This window comes from Pseudonocardia yunnanensis, assembly GCF_039534065.1.
Classification (GTDB): domain Bacteria; phylum Actinomycetota; class Actinomycetes; order Mycobacteriales; family Pseudonocardiaceae; genus Pseudonocardia; species Pseudonocardia yunnanensis.
The window spans coordinates 228,964-244,596 of record NZ_BAAAUS010000034.1 but is presented as its reverse complement, the minus strand read 5'-3'; the positions used below and the strand labels follow the sequence as shown (position 1 = coordinate 244,596).

Annotated in this window: 16 protein-coding genes; 5 read left to right on the top strand and 11 right to left on the bottom strand. The window is 72.2% G+C overall.

Annotated features, from left to right (window positions below):
- Positions 1 to 5: 5 nt before the first annotated feature.
- From ABD743_RS29720 to larE, 9 genes are read right to left on the bottom strand one after another with little or no spacing between them, the layout of a single operon-like run.
- Positions 6 to 1,802 carry an IlvD/Edd family dehydratase gene (locus tag ABD743_RS29720; RefSeq protein ID WP_344725667.1) on the bottom strand — a complete coding sequence of 599 codons (1,797 nt, stop codon included), beginning with the start codon at positions 1,800 to 1,802 and terminating at the stop codon, positions 6 to 8.
- A gap of 17 nt (positions 1,803 to 1,819) precedes the next feature.
- Positions 1,820 to 2,581, bottom strand: a complete 762-nt coding sequence (locus ABD743_RS29715) for an SDR family NAD(P)-dependent oxidoreductase (protein ID WP_344725666.1) — start codon at positions 2,579 to 2,581, stop codon at positions 1,820 to 1,822.
- A 15-nt stretch (positions 2,582 to 2,596) separates the two neighbouring features.
- The gene (locus ABD743_RS29710; RefSeq protein WP_344725665.1) at positions 2,597 to 4,138 is read right to left on the bottom strand and encodes a UxaA family hydrolase; all 1,542 of its coding nucleotides are present in this window, start codon (positions 4,136 to 4,138) and stop codon (positions 2,597 to 2,599) included.
- On the bottom strand, positions 4,138 to 5,439 hold the full coding sequence (locus ABD743_RS29705; protein WP_344725664.1) for a nickel pincer cofactor-dependent isomerase, group 22: 1,302 nt from the start codon (positions 5,437 to 5,439) through the stop codon (positions 4,138 to 4,140). Before ABD743_RS29705 ends, ABD743_RS29710 begins: the two co-directional genes overlap by 1 nt.
- A gap of 11 nt (positions 5,440 to 5,450) precedes the next feature.
- On the bottom strand, positions 5,451 to 6,446 hold the full coding sequence (gene pdxA, locus ABD743_RS29700) for a 4-hydroxythreonine-4-phosphate dehydrogenase PdxA (protein ID WP_344725663.1): 996 nt from the start codon (positions 6,444 to 6,446) through the stop codon (positions 5,451 to 5,453).
- Positions 6,443 to 7,564: a four-carbon acid sugar kinase family protein gene (locus ABD743_RS29695; RefSeq protein WP_344725662.1), complete on the bottom strand. Its 1,122-nt coding sequence runs from the start codon at positions 7,562 to 7,564 to the stop codon at positions 6,443 to 6,445. Before ABD743_RS29695 ends, pdxA begins: the two co-directional genes overlap by 4 nt.
- A gap of 31 nt (positions 7,565 to 7,595) precedes the next feature.
- Positions 7,596 to 8,744 (bottom strand): nickel pincer cofactor biosynthesis protein LarC, encoded by a 1,149-nt coding sequence (gene larC / locus ABD743_RS29690; protein WP_344725661.1) that lies wholly within the window; start codon positions 8,742 to 8,744, stop codon positions 7,596 to 7,598.
- A complete protein-coding gene (gene larB / locus ABD743_RS29685; RefSeq protein WP_344725660.1) occupies positions 8,741 to 9,406 on the bottom strand; it encodes a nickel pincer cofactor biosynthesis protein LarB in 666 nt (221 codons plus the stop codon). Before larB ends, larC begins: the two co-directional genes overlap by 4 nt.
- The gene (gene larE, locus ABD743_RS29680; RefSeq protein ID WP_344725659.1) at positions 9,403 to 10,239 is read right to left on the bottom strand and encodes an ATP-dependent sacrificial sulfur transferase LarE; all 837 of its coding nucleotides are present in this window, start codon (positions 10,237 to 10,239) and stop codon (positions 9,403 to 9,405) included. Before larE ends, larB begins: the two co-directional genes overlap by 4 nt.
- Before the next feature lie 198 nt (positions 10,240 to 10,437).
- On the opposite strand from larE, the gene ABD743_RS29675 reads away from it, so the two are divergent.
- From ABD743_RS29675 to ABD743_RS29660, 4 genes are all read left to right on the top strand, one after another.
- Entirely contained in the window at positions 10,438 to 10,836 is a 399-nt protein-coding gene (locus ABD743_RS29675) for an STAS domain-containing protein (RefSeq protein ID WP_344725658.1), read from the top strand.
- A gap of 68 nt (positions 10,837 to 10,904) precedes the next feature.
- Positions 10,905 to 11,345 carry an ATP-binding protein gene (locus tag ABD743_RS29670; RefSeq protein ID WP_241034770.1) on the top strand — a complete coding sequence of 147 codons (441 nt, stop codon included), beginning with the start codon at positions 10,905 to 10,907 and terminating at the stop codon, positions 11,343 to 11,345.
- Positions 11,342 to 12,121, top strand: a complete 780-nt coding sequence (locus tag ABD743_RS29665; RefSeq protein ID WP_241034771.1) for a SigB/SigF/SigG family RNA polymerase sigma factor — start codon at positions 11,342 to 11,344, stop codon at positions 12,119 to 12,121. The genes ABD743_RS29670 and ABD743_RS29665 overlap by 4 nt, the downstream gene beginning before the upstream one ends.
- Before the next feature lie 30 nt (positions 12,122 to 12,151).
- Complete coding sequence (locus ABD743_RS29660; protein ID WP_344725657.1) at positions 12,152 to 13,375, top strand: NAD(P)/FAD-dependent oxidoreductase; 1,224 nt, start codon at positions 12,152 to 12,154, stop codon at positions 13,373 to 13,375.
- 10 nt (positions 13,376 to 13,385) lie between these two features.
- Here the strand turns inward: ABD743_RS29660 and ABD743_RS29655 are convergent, their stop codons facing one another.
- Positions 13,386 to 13,607 carry a DUF3618 domain-containing protein gene (locus tag ABD743_RS29655; protein WP_344725656.1) on the bottom strand — a complete coding sequence of 74 codons (222 nt, stop codon included), beginning with the start codon at positions 13,605 to 13,607 and terminating at the stop codon, positions 13,386 to 13,388.
- A gap of 123 nt (positions 13,608 to 13,730) precedes the next feature.
- Here ABD743_RS29655 and bcp point away from each other — a divergent pair, with 123 nt between their 5' ends.
- Positions 13,731 to 14,198 carry a thioredoxin-dependent thiol peroxidase gene (gene bcp, locus ABD743_RS29650; protein WP_344725655.1) on the top strand — a complete coding sequence of 156 codons (468 nt, stop codon included), beginning with the start codon at positions 13,731 to 13,733 and terminating at the stop codon, positions 14,196 to 14,198.
- Here the strand turns inward: bcp and ABD743_RS29645 are convergent.
- Entirely contained in the window at positions 14,188 to 15,567 is a 1,380-nt protein-coding gene (locus ABD743_RS29645; protein WP_344725654.1) for a 6-phospho-beta-glucosidase, read from the bottom strand. The two genes, bcp and ABD743_RS29645, sit on opposite strands and share 11 nt — an antisense overlap.
- Positions 15,568 to 15,633 lie beyond the last annotated feature (66 nt).

The window sequence follows — 15,633 nt, the reverse complement described above, 5'->3', positions numbered from 1 at the left end:
GCGCCTCAGTGGTTGTCGCGGGGTATGCCCATCGTCTGGGCCACGCGCTGGTAGGCCACCGCGGGCTTGAGGACCATGCCGCCACTGAGCTGGTCGACCATCGAGCGCTGGATCTCCTGCCACGGCGTCTGCGACGGGGGCATCGGGTAGCCGCCCGCTTCCTCCAGCTGACGCCGGCGCTCCGCCAGCTCCTCGGGATCGACGAGGACGTCGGCGGCGCCCGTGTTCAGGTCGATGCGCACCGTGTCGCCGGTGCGCAGCAGTGCCAGCCCGCCACCGGCCGCGGCCTCCGGGGAGGCGTTGAGGATCGACGGCGAGCCGGAGGTGCCGCTCTGGCGGCCGTCACCGATGCACGGCAGCGAGTGCACCCCGCGCTTGATCATCGCTGCCGGGGGCTGCATGTTGACCACCTCGGCCGAGCCCGGATGACCCAACGGCCCGCCACCCCGGATGACCAGCACGGAGTCCTCGTCGACGGCGAGCTCGGGGTCGTCGATCCGGGCGTGGTAGTCCTCCGAGCCGTCGAAGACGACGGCCCGGCCCTGCAGGACGTTCGGATGGTCCGGGTCGCTCAGGTACCGCTCGCGGAACTCGGGAGAGATCACGCTCGTCTTCATGATCGCGCAGTCGAAGAGGTTGCCGCGGAGCACGAGGAACCCCGCGTCGCCGACCAGCGCGTCGTCGAAGGTACTGATCACGTCGCGGTCACTGGCCACCGTGGCGCGGCAGTTCTCCCCGATCGACGCCCCATTGACGGTGCGGGCGTCCTCGTGGATGAGGCCGTGTGCCATCAGTTCGTTGATCACCGCGGGCACGCCACCGGCGCGGTGGAACTCCTCGCCGAGGTACTTGCCTGCCGGCTGCATGTTGACGATCAGCGGAACGGTGAGTCCGAGCCGCTGCCACTCGTCCATCTCCAGCGGCACGCCGATGTGCCGCGCGATCGCGGTGATGTGGATCGGCGCGTTCGTCGACCCGCCGATGGCGGAGTTCACGACGATCGCGTTCTCGAACGCCTCGCGGGTGAGGATGTCGGAGGGCTTGAGGTCCTCGTGCACCATCTCCACGATCCGCCTGCCGGTCGCGTGGGCGATGCGGGCCCTGTCGCGGTGCGGAGCCGGGATCGCCGCGCAGCCGGGAAGGCTCATCCCGAGCGACTCGGCGAGGGCGTTCATCGTGGACGCGGTGCCCATCGTGTTGCAGTGCCCCGGCGACGGCGCCGACGACGCCACCAGTTCCACGAACTCGGCCTCGTCGATCTCACCGGCGGCCAGCATCTCCCTGGCCTTCCAGACGATGGTGCCCGACCCGGTGCGCTCGCCGTTGTACCAGCCGTTGAGCATCGGGCCACCGGACAGCACGATCGCCGGGATGTTCACCGTGGCCGCCGCCATCAAGCAGGCGGGCGTGGTCTTGTCACACCCGGTGGTGAGCACGACCCCGTCGAGCGGGTAGCCGTAGAGCACCTCGACCAGGCCGAGGTAGGCCAGGTTGCGGTCCAGCGCCGCGGTGGGGCGCTTGCCGGTCTCCTGGATGGGGTGCACCGGGAACTCGAACGCGATGCCCCCCATCTCCCTGATGCCCTCGCGCACGCGGTCGGCGAGCTGCAGGTGGTGGCGGTTGCACGGCGAGAGGTCCGATCCGGTCTGCGCGATACCGATGATCGGCCGGCCCGACTGCAGCTCCTCCCGGGTGAGGCCCCAGTTCATGTACCGCTCGATGTAGAGCGCCGTCATTCCGGGGTTGTCCGGGTTGTCGAACCACGCCTGGCTGCGTAGGCGACGTTGCCCGTCGGCGTTCATCCATGCTCCGATCTCGGTCAGGGGGTGAGCTGGCCGCCGTTGATCTCGATCACCTGTCCGGTGATGTAGCCGCTCATCGCCGGCGATGCGAGGAACAGCACAGCGCCGGCACACTCGTCGGGCCGCCCGGCACGGCCCATCGGGACGCCGCTGAGCATCCCCTTCATCTGCGCGTCGGACGTGTGGCGCTCGTGGAAGGGGGTGGTGATGATTCCCGGCGCGATCGCGTTGACGCGGATCCCCTCGGGCGCGAGCTCCTTGGCCAGCCCCCGGGTGAAGGTGCTGACCGCGGCCTTCGCCGTGGCGTACACGACCGAGCCTCCGGCACCGCCGGTGCGCGCGGCCACGGAGGTGACGTTGACGATCGATCCCGATCCCTGGCGGCGCATCACCGGCACGACCTGCCGGCTCGCGGCGAAGACGGACGTCATGTTGACGTCCATCACGCGCGCGTAGTCGACGTCGGACGTCTCCGCCACCGGGCTGCGACGCAGGAGGTCACCGGCGTTGTTCACGAGAACGTCCAGCCGCCCGAGCCGGGCGACGACGTCGTCGACGACCGCGGCGGCCCCGTCGGGTGGTGCGAGGTCGCCCGAGACCTCCACGGCCGTGCCCCCGGCGGCCTGGATCGCGGCGACGACCTTCTCGGCCCCCTCGCGGTTGCGGTGGTAGTGCACCGCAACGCGAGCACCGTGGCGGGCGAAGCCTTCGGCGACAGCCGCGCCGATCCCGCTGCTCGCGCCCGTGACGAGCACGACCTGATCACTGAAATCGAGCATCCCGTCCGTCCCTCATCACATGACTGCCCCGAGTTGCCAGGGCACGAACTCCTCTTGACCGAAGCCCAGCTCCTCGCTCAGGGTCCGGCGGCCGGACGCCGTCTCGAGGATCAGCTCGAAGAGCTCACGACCGACGTCCTGCACCGACGCGGCACCGTCGGCGATGACGCCGCAGTTGAGGTCCATGTCCTCGGCCATCCGCGTGTACATCTCGGTGTTGGTGGCGAGCTTCAGGCTGGGGGTGGGCTTGCAGCCCAGCACCGACCCGCGTCCGGTGGTGAAGCACATGACCGTGGCTCCGCCCGCCACGATGCCGGTGACCGAGACCGGGTCGTAGCCCGGCGTGTCCATGAACGTGAATCCCTTGTCGGTGACCTTCTCGGCGTAGCGGTAGACCGCCGTGAGGTTCGTCGTGCCGCCCTTCGCGACGGCGCCGAGCGACTTCTCCAGGATCGTCGTCAGACCGCCGGCCTTGTTGCCCGGCGAGGGGTTGTTGTCCATCGACCCGTCGTTGTCGGCGGTGTACTTCTCCCACCACCGGATCCGCTCCACGAGCCGGTCGGCGACCTCGCGGCTCACCGCCCGGCGCGTCAGCAGGTGCTCGGCGCCGTAGATCTCCGGGGTCTCGCCGAGCACCGCGGTGCCGCCGTGGCGCACGAGCAGGTCGACGGCGGCACCCAGCGCGGGGTTCGCCGTGATGCCGGAGTAGGCGTCCGAGCCGCCGCAGTTGAGCCCGAGCACGAGCTCACTCGCGGGCACTGTCGTGCGGCTCACGTCGTTCGCCGCCGGGAGCATCGCCTGCAGAGCCGCGACGCCCGCCCGCACCGTGGCGGCTGTGCCGCCCTGCTCCTGGATCGTCATCGTCGCCACGGGCGTGCTGGGGTCGATGCTCCACTCGTCGGCCACGCCGGAGATCTGGTTGACCTCGCAGCCGAGCCCGAGCAACAGGAAGCCTGCGAAGTTCGGGTGCTCGGCGTAGCCGGTGAGCGTGCGCTGGAGGACGGCGAGGCCCTCGCCGTCGGCGGCCATCCCGCACCCCGTGCCGTGGGTGAGGGCCACGACGCCGTCGACGTTCGGGAAGGCGTCGAGCAGGCCGGGACGGCGGAACTGGTCGGCGATCAGCTTGGCGGCGGTGGCCGAGCAGTTCACCGACGTGAGGATGCCGAGGTAGTTGCGGGTGGCCACGCGACCGTCGGCGCGGACGATGCCCTGGAAGGTGGCGCGCTCGGCCTCGGGCACCATGTCGGTGGCCGTGACATCGGAACCGGGGGCGTAGTCGCGCTCGAACGCCTTGAACTCGACGTTGTGCGTGTGCACGTGGTCGCCGGGCTCGATGGCCGTCGTGGCGAACCCGATGATCTGGTTGTACTTGCGCACGGGCTCGCCCACCGCGATGGCTGCCGTGGCGACCTTGTGTCCGCGCGGCACGGCCCGGCGAAGGGTGAGCCCGCCAGCTGTGGCGCCCTCGCCCAGATCGCGGAAGGCGACCACGACGTTGTCGGCCTCGTGCAGCCGCACACCGATCTCGTCGACATCCACCGACGATGCCCTGCTCATCAGCCCTCCAGCTGCCCTTCGTCGTCGAAGACCATCGGAACGGCCTCACCCGTGACCTCCAGGCCCGGGTGGGCCAGCACCTGTTCGCGCAGCGACTCGGACACCCACAAGTGCTCCAGGTCGAGGGTGTTGCGCATGCGGACGAGCGTGACCCCTGCGAGATCCGGCCGTCCGCAGGTGAGGATCGCCGCGGCGATCGCGCTCCGGTCGGTGGCCATCGCCATCGGCACCTGCGCGCGCTGCGGGCCGCCGAGGCCGGAGGTCATCGCGTTGATGTAGACGGCCTCCAGATCGATCCGCTCCAGCAGCCGGAACGGCACGAAGTCGGCGAGACCCAGGCCCACCGCGTTGCCGTGGGAGGCGTCGCTGACGTCCAGCACCGCGATGTTGGTGATGCGCGGACGCTCGAACTCCACGCTGCCGCGGATCATCATCCGGCCGATCACGTTGGTGTCCATGCCGGAACCGGAGTAGTTCTTGCCCAGGAGATCGACCACGGCCACGTCGATGTCGTCGAAGGGCAGGGTGGCCATCCTGCGCTTGGCGTCCAGGAGCAGCTCGCCCTCGACGGGGCCACCGATGTCCTGGGCCGCGACCAGCTCGATCCGGGCCGCCCGGTCACCCGCGTTCTCGATGATCGCGAGGCCGCCGAGCACCTTGCCCGTCTCGACGACCCGGCGGGCCACCTGCGGGATCCACACGCCGAGGTTCGCGGGGCCGTACCGGTGGATGCCCTCGGCGCCGCGCCGTTTCCCCAGCCCGATGGCGACGATCTTGGCGAGCCCGCTCTCCACCTCGTCCGAGAAGTCGGTGTGGGCTTTGATCCGGTTGACCGCGAGGATGCCGTCGGCCTTGGCCGCGTTGGCGTCGAGGTGCACCGCCGGACCGTCGGGCACCCGGCCCAGCTCGACCGTCTCCATCGTGGCGTGGATCGGCATGCCGAGCGACTCCTCGGTCATCCCGAGCTCGGCGAGCAGCTGCACCTGCCCCTCGGCGGTGGCGCCGCCGTGCGAGCCCATCGCCGGCACGACGAACGGCTCGGCGCCGAGCGATCGCAGCCACTCCCCCGCCGCGCGCACCACCGCGCACTTGTCGTGGATGCCGCGGCTGCCGGCCGTGATCGCCACGCTCATGCCGGGGGTGATCCGGGAGCGCAGCGGCTCCAGGGCCGCCGCCGTGGCCGCCGCGACGTCCTGGATGCGCGTGTCGTCCAGGAGCTGGCGGACGGGCAACAGGTGCGGGAAGGGCGCGTCGAACTCCAGGCCGCGAACGGCCTCGAACGGGCCCAGGTGGTTGGTCACGGCCTCTCCCCTCATGCGCGGGCGGTGGCGCGGGCCTGTGCCATCGCCGCCCCGACGGTGATGGCCTCGACGAGGCTGTCGGCGCTCGCTTTGCCGGTGCCTGCGATGTCGAAGGCCGTGCCGTGGTCGACGCTCGTGCGCACGATCGGCAGCCCGATCGTCGCGTTGACGCCGGTCTCGAAGCCGAGCACCTTCACCGCGATGTGGCCCTGGTCGTGGTACATCGCGATGGCCACGTCGAAGTCGCCCGCGACGGCCCGCCCGAACAGCGTGTCGGCGGGCCACGGTCCGCTGGCCGCGATTCCTTCGGCCTTCGCCTGCTCGATCGCGGGCGTGATGACCTGTGCCTCCTCGTCACCGAAGAGGCCGCCCTCGCCGGCGTGCGGGTTGAGCCCGGCGACACCGACGGTCGGCTTGTCGATCCCCATGTCGCGCAGTGCGGCGTGGGCGAGCCGGATCGTGGTCAGGACGCGCTCGGTGGTGACGCGCTCCAGCATCTTGCGGATCCCGACGTGTGTGGTGACGTGCACGACGCGGAGCTTCAGCGCGGTGAGCATCATCGCGAAGTCGGTGGTGCCGGTGAGGTCGGCGAGGATCTCGGTGTGGCCGGGGTAGGGGTGGCCGGCGAGCGCGATGGCTTCCTTGTTCAGCGGTGCGGTGACGATGCCGTCGATCTCGCCCGCGAGCGCGAGCGACACGGCGAGCTCCACACCCTCGAAGGCGATCTGCCCCGCCTCGGCGGAGAGCCGCCCGACGGGTACGGCGACGTCCGACGGCACGGGGAGCACGTCGAGCGTGCCCGGCTCGAAACGGGCCTCCCCGGGGGAGGACACCGCACGCAGGGCAGGCGGGTCGGGGACGACCGCCGCGGCGGCACGCAGGGCCTCGAGACTGCCGATCGCAAGGAGGCGCGCGACCGCGACCCGCGGATCACCTGCCGCCTTCAGTGTGACCTCCGGTCCGATGCCGGCAGGGTCACCGACGGTCAGCCCGAGCAACGGCGTCATGGGCGCACCTCCAAAGCCTCAGCGGCGCGGCACAGCGCGTCCTTCGCGCCGAATCCGCCCGACTTGGTGACCACCGGGATACAGCGGTCCCTCCCCATCACCATCTCACCCCGTGGCAGGCCAGGCGTCACTTCCGAGAGCAGGCACACCTCGTGAGCTCCGAGGACGGTCGCCACCGAGAGGGCGGTGGCACCGCCGGTGAGAACGAGCCCGGCGGACGGCGCCGCGTCCAGCACGGCGGTCACGACCCGCGCGAGCTCCGCCGTCAGCGCCACGGCCTGCGGGCTGTCCGGTTCGACCTCGCCGGTGACCTCGCAGGTCAGCACGATCCGGCGGCCGGCCCGCAGGGCAGCCGCCACGGTGGCGGCCGGGGACGGCGCCCCGGAACGGATCACCACGAGCTCGGCCCCGCAGCCGATGGCATGCTCCACCTGCGCCGTCGTGGCCGCATGCGCGGTGCCGACGACGAGCAGCACACCCGTGGCAGCCGCTCGCGCTCCGCCTCGGCGGGGCCGGGGCTCGCGCAGAGCGGCGAGAGCACGGGAGAGCCCGCCCGAGCCGATCGCGACGGACCCGTCCGCCACGATCCGGCGGGCGATCTCCGTCAGGTCGTCGTCGGTCTCGGCGTCGGCCACCCGCACACCGGACGGGAAGTGGTCCGCCACCCGTTCCACGGTCGTCTCCCCGTGAACGACGAGGGCCCCGTGCCGGACCGTGCGGCCCTGGCCGGGGAAGGCCGGGGTGGCGACGGCGTCACCGCCGCCCCAGGCGTCCAGCGCGACCGTGACATCGGCGCGCACCCGCCCGCGCAGCGTCGAGTCGATCTTGACGAACAGCATCTCGGGACCCCACTCCCGGATGCGGGACACCGCGGCCCGCATCCGCCGCGCGGCTTCGGCTTCCAGCCGCCAGCGGTTGTCGGTGAGCAGGGCGAGCACCTCGGCGTCCGCCGGCAGCACCTCGGAGGAGGGCAGGACGACGGAGACATTCATTCCGCGGGCGGCGAAGGGGGCTGCGGCGTCGGCGGCGCCCGTCAGGTCGTCGGCGACGATGGCCAGGTGACGGACGGTGCCGGAAGCCACTCGCGCGATGTCCTCCGTCGGCAGGGAAACGGCCACTTCCGAGGCTATGTGGATGCGCTTTCCAAAGTCAACGCGCCTCCTCCGACCCGGCGCTACGGGCCCGGCGCGTGACCTCCCGCAGCGGCAGGCCGAGTGCGGCCGCCGCCGCGGCCACGTCGTCGTGCTCGGGCTTGGAGCCCCAGGGACCGTGCTTGACCCGGACCGCGTGCCCGTCGACGTCGACGGTCACGGTGCTGCGGGGCAGCGCCAGCCGGTCGACGGTGGTGCGCCGTAGCCCGAGGCTGCCGGTCTCGGCGAGCACGATCCGTTCACAGTCGCCTGCCCGCTCCGGCGCGGCGAGCACGTGCACGGTGTGCGCCGGGCGCCCCTTCTTCATGACGATCGGCGAGAGCCAGGCGTCCGCGGCACCCGCGTCGAGCAGCAGCCCGACCAGGTGGCCCAGCACCTCGCCCGTGACGTCGTCGACGTTCGTCTCCAGCAACACCATCGCCGCCCCGGCTCCCGATGCGGCCCCGGAGGCCTCGCCGAGCAGGGCCTGCAGCACGTTCGGACGGTCGGCGGGGTCGCGGCTCCCCGCGCCGTAGCCGACGGACTGCAGTGCCATGGTGGGCACCGGCCCGAACCGTGCCTCCGCGGCGACGAGCAGCGCGGCCCCCGTGGGCGTGACGGTCTCCCCGCTACCGGTCCCCGTCACCTGTGCGCCCGCCGACGCGAGCAGCGCCGCGGTGGCCGGCGCGGGTAGCGGCAGGATGCCGTGCCTGGTCGAGACGGTGCCGGTGCCCAGGGCGAGCGGCCCGCAGTGCACCTCCGTGACGTCGAGGAGGTCCAGGGCCGCGGCGACGCCCACGGTGTCGACCACCGTGTCCAGGCCGCCGATCTCGTGCAGGTGGACGACGCCCGGATCGGTGCCGTGGATGCGCGCCTCGACCTCGGCGATCGCCCGGACGGCGCGCGCGGCCAGCGGCAGCTCCGCCCGCTCGACGTGCGCGAGCAGTGCCGCCGCCCGGCGCTCGGTCGCCGTGTCCTCCACGGTGACGAGCGCCCTGGTGGCCGACATGCCCCCGCGCGTGACGCGCGCGGCGTCGAGACTCCAGCCTGCGAGGCCGGTGCGCGCCACGGCCTCGCGGACGCCGTCGAGCGGTGCGCCCAGGTCCAGGAGGGCGCCGAGCAGCATGTCCCCGGAGATTCCGCTCACCGGGTTGAGCCAGAGGATCATCGCCTGACCGCCATCCGGTGCGCCGCCACCGCCGCACCGAACCCCGAGTCGATGTTCACCACCACGAGCCCCGGGGCGCACGAGCTGAGCATCGCGAGCAGCGGGGTGACCCCCTCCAAGGTCGCGCCGTACCCCACCGACGTGGGCACGGCGATCACCGGACAGCCGACGAGCCCGCCCACGACGCTCGGGAGCGCACCCTCCATCCCTGCGATGCAGATCACGGCGTCGGCGCCGGAGAGAACCTCGACCTCACCGAGCAACCGGTGGATACCGGCCACCCCCACGTCGCGCAGCTCGAGGACGTCCAGGCCGACCGCGCGGGCGACCGCCGCGGCCTCGGCCGCCACCGGTGCGTCGGACGTGCCTGCGGAGACGACGACCACCCGGAACGCCCGTGGCGACGCGGGCCGCCACACGAACAGGCGGGCGGCCCGGTCGTACTCCCCGCCGGGGACGGCCGCGGCGACGACCGCCGCGGTGGCCTCGTCGAGCCGCGTGACGAGCACCGGCCCCTCGTTGGCGGCGAGCAGCGCCCCCACCACGCCGACGATCTGCTCCGCCGTCTTACCCGGGCCGTAGACGACCTCCGGCAGGCCGAGCCGCCGCTCCCGACCGGTGTCGGCCCGCGCGTACCCGAGGTCCTCGAAGCCGTCCGTCACGGCGCGCTGCGAGCAGGCATGCCGAGCAGGACGTTCATCCGACCGCTTGCGAAACCCTGCAGGTCCAGCGCGCAGAAGTCGAAGCCTGCCGAGCGGACGACCGCGTCCAGCTCCCCGCGCAGCTGCGCAGCACGGGGCACCTCGTCAGCGGGAACCTCGATCCGCGCGACCGCGCCGCCGGCGTGGACCCGCACCCGGCAGACGGGGAACCCCAGCTCGCGCACCCCCACCTCGGCGATCTCGACGCGGTGCAGCACCTCCGGCGTCACCGGGTCGCCGTACGCCACCCGGGAGGCGAGACACGCCGCGGCCGGCTTCTCAGCGGTGTCGAGGCCGAGGGCCACGCTCACCTGGCGCACCTCCGCCTTGCCGAAGCCGACGTCGAGGAGCGGGGCGATCGCCCCGCGCTGGCTCGCGGCCCGCTGGCCCGGCCGATGGTCGCCCAGGTCATCCATGTTGGTGCCGAGGGCGATGCGGGCACCGGACAGGGTGGCCAGCGGCGCGAGGGCGTCGAACAGCGCCGTCTTGCAGTGGAAGCAGCGGTCGGCGCCGTTGGCGACGTACTCGGGCCGGTCGAGCTCGTCGGTGTCCACCTCCACGTGGGCGATGCCGCGGCCACGGGCGAACTCCTTGGCCGCGACGCGCTCCGCGCGGGGCAGGCTGGCCGACACCGCGGTGACCGCCACGGCACGCTCACCGAGCTGCTCCGCCGCCACGGCGGCCACGAGGGCCGAGTCGACCCCTCCCGAGAACGCAACGAGCAATCGCTGCTCGCTGCGCAGCCGACCTCGCAGAGCGGAGAGGAGGGCATCCACCGGTGGTTGCGTGCGCACCAGGTCACTGTATGTGTGCCGTGCGAGGACCCACCACCGGACAGCGGTGGTGCGTGCCGACGCACGTCGGCGCAAGGGTAGGGTTTCGCCTGACGCGCCCGAGACCCCATCGTTTCGACCGAGGTACTTGCGGAGCTCCGGATGGTGCTTCCTCGATCCGGCCGGGCCAGCGTCTTACAGGCGCCGGAGGTGGAGACCATGCCCGACCCCGCACAGCCCGGGTCGAATGCGCCCGCTGCCGATCCGGTCGGCGAGTTCCTCGGCACCGTCATCACGCGGTCCCGGCCCGGCACGGTCGTCCTCGAGGTGCAGGGCGAGGTGGACACCCTCACCGCACCCCAGTTCTCGGCCGCCGTCGACGAGCTGATGAACGATCGGACGAGCAGGCTCGTCGTCGACCTGAGCGGTGTGACGTTCCTGGCCTCGAGCGGTTTGGCCGTCCTCATCCAGGCGGCGCACCGCGCCGAGGAGCGCGGTGCAAGACTTCGGCTGGTCGTGACCACGCGGGCCGTCCGGCGTCCGCTGGAGGTCACCGGCACCGACCAGCTCTTCGACATGTACGCCGACGCGCGCCACGCGACCGGCGACGATGATTGATCCCTCACACAGCGGGTAGCAAGATGACCGATCACGTTCACAGCACGACCGGAAGGAGACCCGGCAGCGTGTCCGACCTGGACGGCCTCTCGCCCGCCGAGACGCTCGACGGGGCCTCGACCGTCGAGGTCCGGACGTCGGCGAGCGCCGCGCTGATCCCCACGATCCGCGCCGTCGCCTCCGACCTGGCCGCGCGAGCGGACTTCGACCTCGACGCCATCTCCGACCTTCGGATGGCCGTCGACGAGGCATGCGCCACTCTGGTCGACGTCGCCGCACCGTCCTCGATGCTGCTGTGCACCTTCATGGTGCGTTCGGAGCGCATCGAGGTGCACGCCGAGGTACAGGCCCGGCACCCCGATGCCGCGGTGTCCACCGACACGTTCGGATGGCGCGTACTCCAGACCCTCGCCGACGACGTCGCCGTGCACCACGAGCCCGGTGTCGGCGGAGCAGGACCCACCGTCGGCATCCGCCTGGACAAGCGCTCCGGCGATCTACCACGGTGACCAGGGCCGATCCCGAGTACGGCCACCTCGCTCCCCTGCTCGAGCGGTACGCGGCGCTGGAGCCGGACGACCCGGACCGCGAGAGGCTGCGCGAGGAGCTCGTTCGCGGCTTCCTGCCGGTGGCCCAGCACATCGCGCGCCGGTTCTCCAACCGGGGCGAGCCGCTCGACGACCTCGTGCAGGTGGCGACCGTCGGTCTCATCAACGCCATCGACCGCTACTCCCCCGAGCGCGGCAGCGACTTCTTCTCCTTCGCCGTGCCCACGATCAGCGGCGAGGTGCGCCGCCACTTCCGTGACCTCGGCTGGTCGATGCGGGTGCCGCGGCGGCTCAAGGACCTGCACGTGTCCATCAACGGTGCGGTCTCCGAGCTGTCGCAGAACCTGGGCCGGGCACCGAAGCCCACCGAGATCGCCGAGCTGCTCGGCGTGCCGGTGTCGGACGTGCTCGAAGGACTCGAGGCCTCGGAGGCCTACCGCAGCTCGTCGCTGGACGAGATGCTCTCGTCCGAGCAGGGCAGCGCCACCGTGGGAGAGCTGGTTGGCGCGGCCGACGCGGAGCTGGACCGCGTCGACTTCCGCCAGGCGCTGCGTCCCGTGCTGGCCGAGCTCGCCGAACGCGAGCGAACCATCGTCCTGCTGAGGTTCTTCGGCAACATGACGCAGACACAGATCGCCGATCGCGTCGGGATCTCGCAGATGCACGTCTCCCGCCTACTGGCCCAGACCCTCGACCGGCTTCGCTCGCGGCTGGACCCAGAGACCCGCGTCAGCTGACCTTCGGCTCGTTCCTGCGGAGGGAGACTCATGACCGGCCAACCCGAACACGTGATGATCATCGGCGCGGGCCTCGGCGGCCTGCGCACCGTCGAGCAGCTGCGCTCGGCGGGATACCAGGGACGGATCAGCCTCGTGGGCGCGGAGCAGCACGCTCCGTACGACCGGCCGCCGCTGTCCAAGCAGATCCTCACCGGCGACTGGGAGCCCGAGCGCACCACGCTGGCCGGGCTCGACGAGCTCGAGGACCTCGGCGTCCGCGTCCACCTCGGGATGGCGGCCGTGGCGCTGCGGCCAGGCGGTGGCGGCACCGGCTGGAGCCCGGGAGCAACCTCGGGCCACGAACTCGAACTCTCCGACGGCGCCACGCTGCACGGTGACGCCGTGGTGATCGCCACCGGCCTGGTCGCCCGCACGCTGCCCGGACAGCCCGACTCCGTCCACACGTTGCGCACACTGGACGACGCACTCGCCCTGCGCGCCACCCTGACGCAGATCGAGTCGCTGCTCGTCGTGGGCGGCGGCTTCATCGGCGCGGAGGTGGCGAGCGCGGCCCAGCAGATCGGGGTCGCCGTCACCGTCCTGGAGGGCCTACCCGTGGTCCTCGCCCGCGCGCTCGGGCCCGAGGTCGGGTCGATAGCCGGCCGCTTGCTCGTGGAGGGCGGCGTCGACCTGCGCACCGGAGTGAAGATCACCGGGTTCACCGACTCCACCGGCCCCGGCGTGGGCGTCGAGCTGGCCGACGGCTCGAGCGTCTCGGCCGACGCCGCGGTGGTCGGCATCGGCGGCGTCCCACGGCTGGACTGGCTGGCGAACTGCGGGCTCGACCTCGGCAACGGTCTACCCTGCGGTCCCACCGGCCGGATCCACGGGCTCGACGCCGGGTGGGCCGTGGGCGACGTGGCTGCCTGGGACGACCCGGTGCACGGTGAGCGCTACCGCGACGAACACTGGACGAGCGCCTCCGACCAGGCCGCGGTGGTGGCTCGCGACATCCTCGGCGCCGCTCCCCCGCCCGCGACCGTGCCCTACTTCTGGTCCGACCAGTTCGGTCTCAAGATCCAGCTCCTCGGCCGCCCGGAGCTGGCCGACAGCGTGGTGCCCCTGCACGGCGAGGGCTTCGACGGAGGTCCCGTCCGCGGCACCGTTGCCGGCTACCTCGACGGCGACCGGCTGGTGGCCGTGGTCGGCTTCGGTGCGGCCCGGATCGTCACCCGTTACCGCATGCAGGTAGCCGAAGGCGCAACCCTGTAGGGCCCGTGGGTCAGCGGAAGATGCGGCGGATGAACGCGATGGCGAGCAACGCCCCCAGGGCCATGAGGCCGTAGCGGATCCTCGGGTCCTCGAGCTGCTCGTGCACGCTGTCCTTGCCCGCGTCGACCAGGCGCTTCGGGCTGGCCCGCTCACCCAGCGCGTCCAGACTCTCGGCGAGCGCGTCCCTGGCCTGCTCGATCTCACGCTGAATGGTGTCCGGGTCGCGCGCCACGATGCCTCCTGCAGTTCGCACGGTCGAGGAAGATGCCACCGTAGATCACGCGCACCCCGCTGCTCGGCACGGCTCGGGCGGGTCGGCGCGCCACCCCCCGGCAGTGGTGCGAGTATCGCCGACATGAGCACTCGACTGGCGGTGGGCGACGCGGCCCCGGACTTCACCCTCTCCGACGCCGACGGCAAGCCGGTGTCGCTTTCGGACTATCGCGGCCGCCGGGTCATCGTCTACTTCTACCCCGCGGCCAGCACTCCAGGCTGCACCAAGGAGGCGTGCGACTTCCGCGACAGCCTCGCCGACCTCGGCGACGCAGGGCTCGACGTCATCGGCATCTCGCCGGACAAGCCGGCCAAGATCGCGAAGTTCCGCGACGCCGAAGGCCTGAACTTCCCGTTGCTCTCCGACCCCGACAAGGAGGTCCTCACCGCGTGGGGCGCCTTCGGGGAGAAGAAGATGTACGGCAAGACCGTCACAGGCGTGATCCGCTCCACGTTCGTGATCGACGGAGACGGCAAGATCGAGGAAGCCCAGTACAACGTGCGCGCCACCGGGCACGTGGCGAAGCTGCGCCGGGAGCTCAAGATCTGAGCCGCCCGGGGCCCAGCACCGCGGCCACCCCGGGGAGCGCCGCCCGGTAGGCGGCCACGAGCTCGCGCGCCACGGAGACCGAACCGACGAGGGGATGCTGGGCGAAGGCGCGCACGGCCAGCGTCACGGAGCCCGTGAACGCGGCCTCGATCGTGTCCTGCTCCACCGCCTTGACCTGCTGCAGGAGCCCGAGCATCGAGCCCGGAAGCGGATCGGTGGCCAACGGTGTGACGCCGTGCGGACCCACCATGCACGGCACCTCGACCACCGCGGCTGCCGGCAACCCCGGCACCGCCGAGCCGTTGCGCACATTGAGGATCAACATGCGCGGCGAGCCGCCGGCCAGCGCCGTCATCAGCTCCAGTGCCACCTGCTGGTAACCGCCCGCCGCGACGTCGACCGCCTCGCGCTCACCCGCACCGCTCGCGCGGCGGCTCTCCGCCATGTAGGTGGCATCGCGCTCGTCCCGGGTCCGCGACCAGCGTCGCAGTGCGTCCTCCGGGTCGGAGGTGGCCGCCGCGTCGTAGAAGCGAGCCTGCTGCTCGGCGAGGAACTCACCCCGGGTGGCCGGCTCGGACCGGATCGCCGCTACTGCCTCCGGCGTCCGGTAGAAGTAGTAGAGGTACTCGTTGGGCAGCGCCCCGACGGTGCGCACCCAGTCGGCGCCCATCAACCGCACCTCCTCGATGGTGCGCAGCGCGGCGTCGTCGGCGAGCAGATCGGGCAACCGGTCCACGCCGTTCACGCGCAGCGTGCGCAGCCAGCCCAGGTGGTTGAGCCCCACGTAGCCGACACCGAGACCGCTCCCCTCCCCGCCGGCCGTGGCGTCGCGCAGGCCCATGCCCTCGATCGCCCGGAGCGCCCGCTGCGCCAGGCCGACCGGTGAGTCACAGATGCCGATCACCCGCTCGCCGAGCACGCGCTGCATCGCCTCGGTGATCATGCCGGCCGGGTTGGTGAAGTTGATCACCCACGCGCGCGGCGCGACCTCGGCCACACGCTGTGCCACCCGCACCGCCACCGGCACCGTGCGCAGCCCGTACGCGATGCCGCCTGCACCGACGGTCTCCTGGCCCAGCAACCCGTGCGCCAGCGCGACGCGCTCGTCCACGGTCCGTCCGGCCAGCCCGTCCACCCGGATCGCCGAGAAGACGAACCGGGCACCCGTCAGCGCCTCGTCGAGATCGGTGGTGGTGTGCACGGCTGGGGCGCCCGGCCGGTCCATCCGGGCCAGCACGGCGCGGATCGCGGCCAGCCGCGACGGCGCCACGTCATGCAGGACGACCTCGGTGACCGGCGAGCCGCCCGCCAGCGCGGCGTAGACCAGGGGGACCCGGAAGCCCCCGCCGCCGAGGACGGTGAGTCTCACGCGAGCGCCTGCACGAAGTGAGCCACCCGCCGACGGTAACGCAGGCGCCACCCGCCTCCCGCGGGC